Source organism: Methylobacterium sp. CCH5-D2 (assembly GCF_001556475.1).
Classification (GTDB): Bacteria; Pseudomonadota; Alphaproteobacteria; order Rhizobiales; family Beijerinckiaceae; genus Methylobacterium; species Methylobacterium hispanicum.
The window spans coordinates 1-6501 of sequence record NZ_LSIX01000677.1 but is presented as its reverse complement, the minus strand read 5'-3'; the positions used below and the strand labels follow the sequence as shown (position 1 = coordinate 6501).

The following is a 6501-nucleotide window of genomic DNA, read 5'->3' as shown; positions in this document are numbered from 1 at the left end:
GGCTCGAACATCGCGGTGCGGGGCGCTCCCCCGGCCTCGGAGCGGGCGCGCGCGCTGGTCTATTTCGGTCAGATCGGCCCGGGCAAGGGGCTCGAAGCGTTCCTCGACGTGGCCGAGCGCGTCCGGGCCGCGGCGCCGGATGTCGAGGCCGTCGTGATCGGCTCCGCCCCGGACCGCGCCTGCCCGGTCTTCCGGGCGGTGGCGGAGCGGGCGGGGGCACAGGGCCTGCGGCTCGTGCTCGACGCCGAGCCGGAGCGGGTGTCGGAGGAGCTATCGCGGGCGCGCGTCGCCCTGCTGCCCTTCCCGGACGGCGTCAGCGAGAAGCGCGGCTCGGCCATCGCCTGCCTGGAGCACGGCCTGGCCGTCGTCACCACCCACTCGGACAAGACGCCGGACTGGCTCCGGAGCGCCACCGTCCGGCACGACGGCACCGCGGCGACGGCATCGCGGATCCGCGCCCTCCTGGATTGCCCGTCCGCGGCGGCCCCGGACCTCGACGCCGCCGCCTTCCGGGCCCTGCGCTGGCCGGACATCGCCGAGCGGCACGCGGGTCTCTACGGCTTCGGGTGAGCCGGCGGCGCCGCGCCGGCACGCCCCTCCCCCCGAGCGGCGACGCGGCGCGGGACGACGGCGGCGGGGCCGAGGACGAGGCGAAGCACAGGATCGGGGGACGGGCCGCGCGGCTCGGCACCCGGCAAAATCTGCAGCCCCATATCGGGACACGGACCGCAACCGCGGCAAACCCGGCCTTTACCGTACCGGCGGCATGGTCCCCTGGTCAGTCGCGTAACCGGTGTTTGCCATGGCTTCCCCGCGTACCGTGGTCGCTGGCGCACCCGCCCGGAAACAGGTCTCGCGTACCGGGCGGACGCCGGCGCCGCGGATGGGTCTCGTACCCGCCCAGCGCCTACCTCTCGACGAGGTGCTCCTCGGCGACTGCGTCGCCCGGATGAACGCCCTGCCGGCGTCCTCCGTGGACTGCGTCTTCGCGGACCCGCCCTACAACCTCCAGCTCGGCACGGCGGGCCTGCTCAGGCCCGACCAGAGCCGCGTCGACGCGGTCGACGACGACTGGGACAAGTTCGATACGTTCGGTGCCTACGACGCCTTCACGCGCGACTGGCTCGCCGCCTGCCGCCGGGTGATGAAGCCGAACGCGACCCTCTGGGTGATCGGGTCGTACCACAACATCTTCCGGGTCGGGAGCGCGTTGCAGGATCTCGGTTACTGGATCCTGAACGACATCGTCTGGCGCAAGGCCAACCCGATGCCGAACTTCCGCGGAAAGCGCTTCACCAACGCCCACGAGACGCTGATCTGGGCCTCCCGCTCGGCCGAATCGAAGGGCTACACCTTCCACTACGAGGCGCTCAAAGGAGGCAACGAGGACCTCCAGATGCGCTCGGACTGGTTCATCCCGCTCTGCACGGGCGAGGAGCGCCTGAAGGGCTCCGACGGCCAGAAGCTGCACCCGACGCAGAAGCCCGAGGCGCTGCTCGCCCGCACGCTCCTCTCCTCGACCAATCCCGGCGACGTGGTGCTCGACCCGTTCTTCGGCACCGGCACCACCGGCGCGGTGGCCCGGCGCCTCGGGCGCCGCTTCATCGGGATCGAGCGGGAGGAGAGCTACGCCGAGGCCGCGCGCGCGCGCATCGCCGCGGTGACGCCGCTCTCGCAGGCCGCCCTGATGGTGGCGCTGCCTAAGCGCGCCGAGCCGCGCGTGCCCTTCCTCAGCGTGATCGAGGCCGGGCACGTCCGGCCGGGCGAGACGCTGACCGACGAGCGCCGCCGCTTCAAGGCGACGGTGCGCCCGGACGGCCAGCTCGGCGTCGGCCCGGTCGCCGGCTCGATCCACAAGATCGGCGCGCTGGTCCAGGGCCTGCCGGCCTGCAACGGCTGGACCTTCTGGCACGCCGAGCGCGACGGCCGCCCGGTGGTGATCGACGCCTTCCGCGAGAGGATGCGCGCCGCGATGGCGGGGTGAGGCCGTCTCCCCGGGAAGCGGCGCTGCGGTCTCGGCCGCACCACCCTTTCCCGGACGCCCGGAGCGTCAGCGGAGGGTGATCCGGGACCCAGCGCACAAAGTCGCGCAGCGTCCGAGTTCTGCAACGTCGCCGAAGATCGGGCCGCTTCGCGGCACATCGCTCTCTGGATCCCGGATCACCGTCCACTCCGTTCCAGGCGTCCGGGAAAGCGGTTCCGGTTCATCCGCGAAGGCACCCCTTCAAGCGGAAAGTCAGGTCCTCTCCCCGTCCGCCTCCTTGCCCTCCTCGACTTCGGGCGCGACCTGCCCGAAGTTCAGCACCGCGACCAGGGCGACGCCGCCGAAGACGTTGCCGAGGAGCGTCGGCACGAAGAAGCGGAACGCGTAGTCGTTGAGCGAGGCCGCCCCGGTCATCACGAGGTAGAACGCCTCGACCGAGCCCGCCACGATGTGCTCCAGGCCGCAGAGCGCGACGAGCCAGGTCATCAGCACGATGACGAGGGTCGCGGCCGTGCCGGTCGCGGGCAGGATCCAGACCATCAGGGCGATGATCCAGCCGGCGAAGATCGCCTTGACGCAGGTCGGCCAGAAGTCGAACGCGACCGTGAGGTGGCTGATCTCCGCGAAGGCCGCGTGCAGCTCCGGCGGGAAGGCGCCCGCATGCACGATCACGGCGGCGACGGCCGCCGTCGCCAGGATGTTGCCGGCGAGCACGATCGCCCAGAGCCGAGCCAGGCGCCACGCGGTCTTCGGCGTGCGGTCGTGCAGCAGCGGCAGCACCGGCGTGATGGTGTTCTCGGTGAAGAGCTGCTGCCGGCCCAGGATCACCACGAGGAAGCCGACGGCGTAGCCCATGGTGCTGAGCGCCTTGGCCCATTCGGCGGCGGGCAGGTGCGCCTTCAGCGCGCCCGGCACGATCAGCGACAGGGCGATGCTCAGGCCCGCCGAGAAGGCCGAGAGGAACAGCGCGCCCCCGTGGCGGCGCAGCTCCTGGTCGCCGTTGCGGCGGATGACCTCGTGCAGGACGTAGGCGTCGGGCCGGCCGATCGAGCGGACGATGTCGTCGAGCGCCTCGCGCTCCTCCGCGCGCTCGCCCCCGTCCCGCTCGCCCATGCCGCCTCCCCCGCCCGCCGGATGCCCCTGTGAGGAAAGACGCCCGTCAGGCGGAAAGTTCGGCCACCAGCGCCTCGATCTCGGCGCGGGCCGCTCCCAGCGCCGCCGCGTCCTTCGAGCGGACCACGATGCGGTTCTGGAAGCCGGTCTGCGTCATCGAGGGGTAGGAGCCGACCGACACGCCCGGGTGCCGGCCCGCGATCTCGCCGAGCCGGCCCGCATAGGTGCCCTCCGGCAGGCCGCGCGCCTCGATCGTCTCGGAGAGCATCGCCGCGCCGCGGGCGAGCCCCGGCCCGATCTGGTCGAGCATCGCCTGCATGATCGCGGGCACGCCCGCCATGACGAAGACGTTGCCGATGTGGAAGCCCGGCGCCTTCGAGATCGGGTTCGGGATCAGCGCCGCCCCGTCCGGGATGCGGGCCATGCGCAGGCGCGCCGCGTTGAGATCTTCCGGCTTGTGCCGCTCCAGCAGCATCGCCCTGGCGCGCGGATCGACGTCGATGCCGACCCCGAAGGCCTCGGCCACGCAATCGGCCGTGATGTCGTCGTGGGTCGGCCCGATGCCGCCGGTGGTGAACAGGTAGGTGTGGCGGGCGCGGAGCTGGTTCACCGCCTCGACGATCGCCTCGGCGACATCCGGCACGATGCGCACCTCGCGCAGGTCGATACCGATGGCGGTGAGGTAGTCGGCGATGGTGCCGATGTTCTTGTCCTTGGTGCGCCCGGACAGGATCTCGTCGCCGATCACGAGGACGGCGGCGGTGACGGCGTCGGAATCTGTGCTCATGCGGCCCTCGGGATGACGCGCCGCAGATAGCGCGCGGGGTGGTCCGCGGCCACGGTCTTCCCGCGGGGCTGCGCGCGCCGTAAGCGGGGCGGATGCAGTTTCCCTCTCCCCTCGTCGAGGGCCGGCTGGTGCGGCGCTACAAGCGCTTCCTCGCCGACGTCGCGCTCCCCGACGGCACCGAGATCACCGCGCACTGCGCCAATCCCGGCGCGATGCTGGGCCTGAACCAGCCCGGCGCCCGCGTGCTGCTCTCGGTCTCCGACAACCCGGCGCGCAAGCTCGGCCATTCCTGGGAGCTGGTGGAGGCGGACCTGCCGGGCGGCCCGCAATGGGTCGGCATCAACACCGCGCGCCCCAACCACCTCGTCGCCGAGGCGTTTCGGGCGGGCCTGCTCGCGCCGCTCGCGGGCTACGACGGGCTGCGGCCGGAGGTGCGCTACGGCCGAGCGAGCCGCGTCGATTTCCTGGCCACCGGTCCCGGCCTGCCGCCCGCGCATGTCGAGGTGAAGAACTGCCACCTCATGCGCACGCCCGGCCTCGCGGAGTTCCCGGACTGCGTCGCCGCCCGCAGCGCCCGGCACATGCGCGATCTGGCCGACGTGGTCGCGGCGGGCGGGCGCGCCCTGGTGATCGTGGTGGTGCAGATGCGGGCGGAGGCCTTCGACGTCGCCCGCGACCTCGACCCGGCCTTCGACCGCGCCTTCCGGGAGGCCCGCGCCATGGGGGTCGAGACCCATGCCTACCGCTGCGCGGTCGGCCCCGAGGGCGTGCGCGTCGCCGAGCCCATCCCGGTGGTGACGCCGCCGTAAGGGCGGCTCCCCGGGGGAGGGACAGCTACGCCCGCTCGAACACCACGTTCAGTCGGGTGCGGGTCAGTTCGCGGTAGCCGTGGCTCTCGAGGAGCTTCGGCAGGTCGAGCTGCCACTGGTCGGTGCCGTTCTCGAGGAGCAGCAGCCGGGGCAGCAGCCTGGCCGGGGCCTCGCGCAGGAACGGCTCGAGGATCAGGTCCTCGGCGCCCTCGACGTCGAGCTTGACCGCGTCGATGCGCGTGAGCCCCTCCGCGCGCACGAGGTCGAGCAGCGTCACCGCGGGCACCCGGATCTGGGCGCCCTCGTTGGTCCCCACGATCTTCAGGCTCGACTCGCCGCGGTTGCGCGGGTCGATGAACAGGGTCAGCTCGCCCGCCTTGTCGGCCACCGCGCAGGCTACCGCCTTGACCGTGTGGAACGGGTTCTGGGCGATGTTGTAGCTCAGCCGGTCGAACACGTCGGGCTGCGGCTCCACCGCGACGATGCGGGCGGACGGGCCCGCGAAGGCCGCCACGAACAGCGCGTAGGCGCCGATATTGGCGCCGATGTCGAGGAAGACGCAGCCGGGTTGCAGGCGCTCGCGCAGGATCGCCCGCTCCGCGGGGTCGAAGAACTGCGGGGTGAAGAGCACCTTCTTCTCGCAGTTGTTGTTGTAGGGGTGCAGCCGCATGCGCGCGCCGTAGCGCTCGACGTCGAGGGGGCGTCCGCGCAGCAGCGAGATGGCGACGCGGCGCAGGAAGAGCGCGAGGCGGCGCCCGCCCCAGCTCTCGGCCGGGATGCTGGCGGTGCGCCGGGCGATCGCGGCCACGAGGCCGGTCGGGGCGTAGGTGCCGTAGGGTGAGGCGTCTGTCATCGCGCGGCGTGATGACAGCCGAACCGCCCGACGGCAAGCATCCGCGCGTTGCGGGGTCGGCACGCACCGTTCTAAGCCGGGCGGACGACGTGAGAGGACGCGACCAGGAATGCAGAGCTTCGATTCGGACGGCGTGCGGATCGCCTATATCGACGTGCCGCCAGAGAGCGGGACGGGCGCCCCCGTGCTGCTGATCCACGGCTTCGCCTCGAACCACGCGGTGAACTGGGTCAACACGCTCTGGGTGCGCACGCTCACCCAGGCGGGCTATCGGGCGATCGCGCTCGACAACCGCGGCCACGGCGAGAGCGAGAAGCTCTACGACCCCGCCCTCTACGGCTCCGACCAGATGGCGGGCGACGCGGTGCGGCTCCTCGACCATCTGGGCATCGAGCGGGCCGATGTGATGGGCTACTCGATGGGCGCGCGCATCGCCGCCTTCCTGGCGCTCGACCACCGGGCGCGGGTGCGCTCGGCGCTCTTCGGGGGCCTCGGGCTCCACCTCGTCGAGGGCCGCGGCCTGCCCGCCGGCATCGCGGAGGCGCTGGAGGCGCCCGCCGGGACGCCGGCCCCGAACCCGACGGCCGCCGCCTTCCGTACCTTCGCCGAGCAGACCCGCAGCGACCTGCGGGCGCTGGCCGCCTGCATGCGGGGCTCGCGCCAGACGCTCTCGCGCGCGGAGGTCGCACAGATCGAGGTGCCGGTGCTGGTCTCGACGGGCAGCCTCGACACGGTCTCGGGATCGGGCCCGGCGCTCGCCGCCCTGCTGCCGGACGCGCGCGCGCTCGAGATCCAGGGCCGCGACCACAGCACGGCGGTGGGTGCCAAGGAGCACCGGGACGGGGTGCTGGCGTTCCTGGCGGCGCAAGCCTAGCCGACGCGCTCCCTCCCCCCTCTGCGGGGGAGGGTGGCCCCCGAAGGGGGTCGGTCGGGACGAAGTCCCGCAGAGAGGGGA

The 6501-nt window shown here is 72.7% G+C and carries 7 protein-coding genes; 4 read left to right on the top strand and 3 right to left on the bottom strand.

The annotated features are described in order from the left end of the window. Both AX737_RS17930 and AX737_RS17925 read left to right on the top strand, forming a co-directional pair. Positions 1-570: glycosyltransferase (locus AX737_RS17930; protein ID WP_210173135.1), on the top strand; the 570-nt coding region annotated here is incomplete at its 5' end. 232 nt (positions 571-802) lie between these two features. Next, on the top strand, positions 803-1984 hold the full coding sequence (locus AX737_RS17925; protein WP_082773121.1) for a site-specific DNA-methyltransferase: 1182 nt from the start codon (positions 803-805) through the stop codon (positions 1982-1984). A gap of 252 nt (positions 1985-2236) precedes the next feature. Here AX737_RS17925 and AX737_RS17920 read toward each other — a convergent pair whose 3' ends face one another. Together AX737_RS17920 and AX737_RS17915 are read right to left on the bottom strand one after the other, a co-directional pair. Next, complete coding sequence (locus tag AX737_RS17920; protein ID WP_066923813.1) at positions 2237-3097, bottom strand: formate/nitrite transporter family protein; 861 nt, start codon at positions 3095-3097, stop codon at positions 2237-2239. 46 nt (positions 3098-3143) lie between these two features. Further along, the gene (locus AX737_RS17915; protein WP_066923811.1) at positions 3144-3884 is read right to left on the bottom strand and encodes a molybdopterin-binding protein; all 741 of its coding nucleotides are present in this window, start codon (positions 3882-3884) and stop codon (positions 3144-3146) included. Between the two features lie 92 nt (positions 3885-3976). Here AX737_RS17915 and sfsA point away from each other — a divergent pair, with 92 nt between their 5' ends. Continuing rightward, on the top strand, positions 3977-4693 hold the full coding sequence (gene sfsA, locus AX737_RS17910; RefSeq protein ID WP_066923808.1) for a DNA/RNA nuclease SfsA: 717 nt from the start codon (positions 3977-3979) through the stop codon (positions 4691-4693). A 25-nt stretch (positions 4694-4718) separates the two neighbouring features. Here the strand turns inward: sfsA and AX737_RS17905 are convergent, their stop codons facing one another. Continuing rightward, complete coding sequence (locus AX737_RS17905) at positions 4719-5546, bottom strand: FkbM family methyltransferase (RefSeq protein WP_066923806.1); 828 nt, start codon at positions 5544-5546, stop codon at positions 4719-4721. 109 nt (positions 5547-5655) lie between these two features. Between AX737_RS17905 and AX737_RS17900 the strand changes: the two genes are divergently transcribed. Beyond that, positions 5656-6420, top strand: coding sequence for an alpha/beta fold hydrolase (locus AX737_RS17900; RefSeq protein WP_066923804.1), 765 nt, complete (start codon positions 5656-5658; stop codon positions 6418-6420). Positions 6421-6501: the final 81 nt, after the last annotated feature.

What these genes read in the sequence shown, in the direction of transcription:
- AX737_RS17900 (WP_066923804.1), top strand. Translation starts at nt 5,656, where the DNA reads ATGCAGAGCTTCGATTCGGACGGCGTGCGGATCGCCTATATCGACGTG.
- AX737_RS17915 (WP_066923811.1), bottom strand. Translation starts at nt 3,884, where the DNA reads ATGAGCACAGATTCCGACGCCGTCACCGCCGCCGTCCTCGTGATCGGC.
- AX737_RS17905 (WP_066923806.1), bottom strand. Translation starts at nt 5,546, where the DNA reads ATGACAGACGCCTCACCCTACGGCACCTACGCCCCGACCGGCCTCGTG.
- AX737_RS17925 (WP_082773121.1), top strand. Translation starts at nt 803, where the DNA reads ATGGCTTCCCCGCGTACCGTGGTCGCTGGCGCACCCGCCCGGAAACAG.
- AX737_RS17920 (WP_066923813.1), bottom strand. Translation starts at nt 3,097, where the DNA reads ATGGGCGAGCGGGACGGGGGCGAGCGCGCGGAGGAGCGCGAGGCGCTC.
- sfsA (WP_066923808.1), top strand. Translation starts at nt 3,977, where the DNA reads ATGCAGTTTCCCTCTCCCCTCGTCGAGGGCCGGCTGGTGCGGCGCTAC.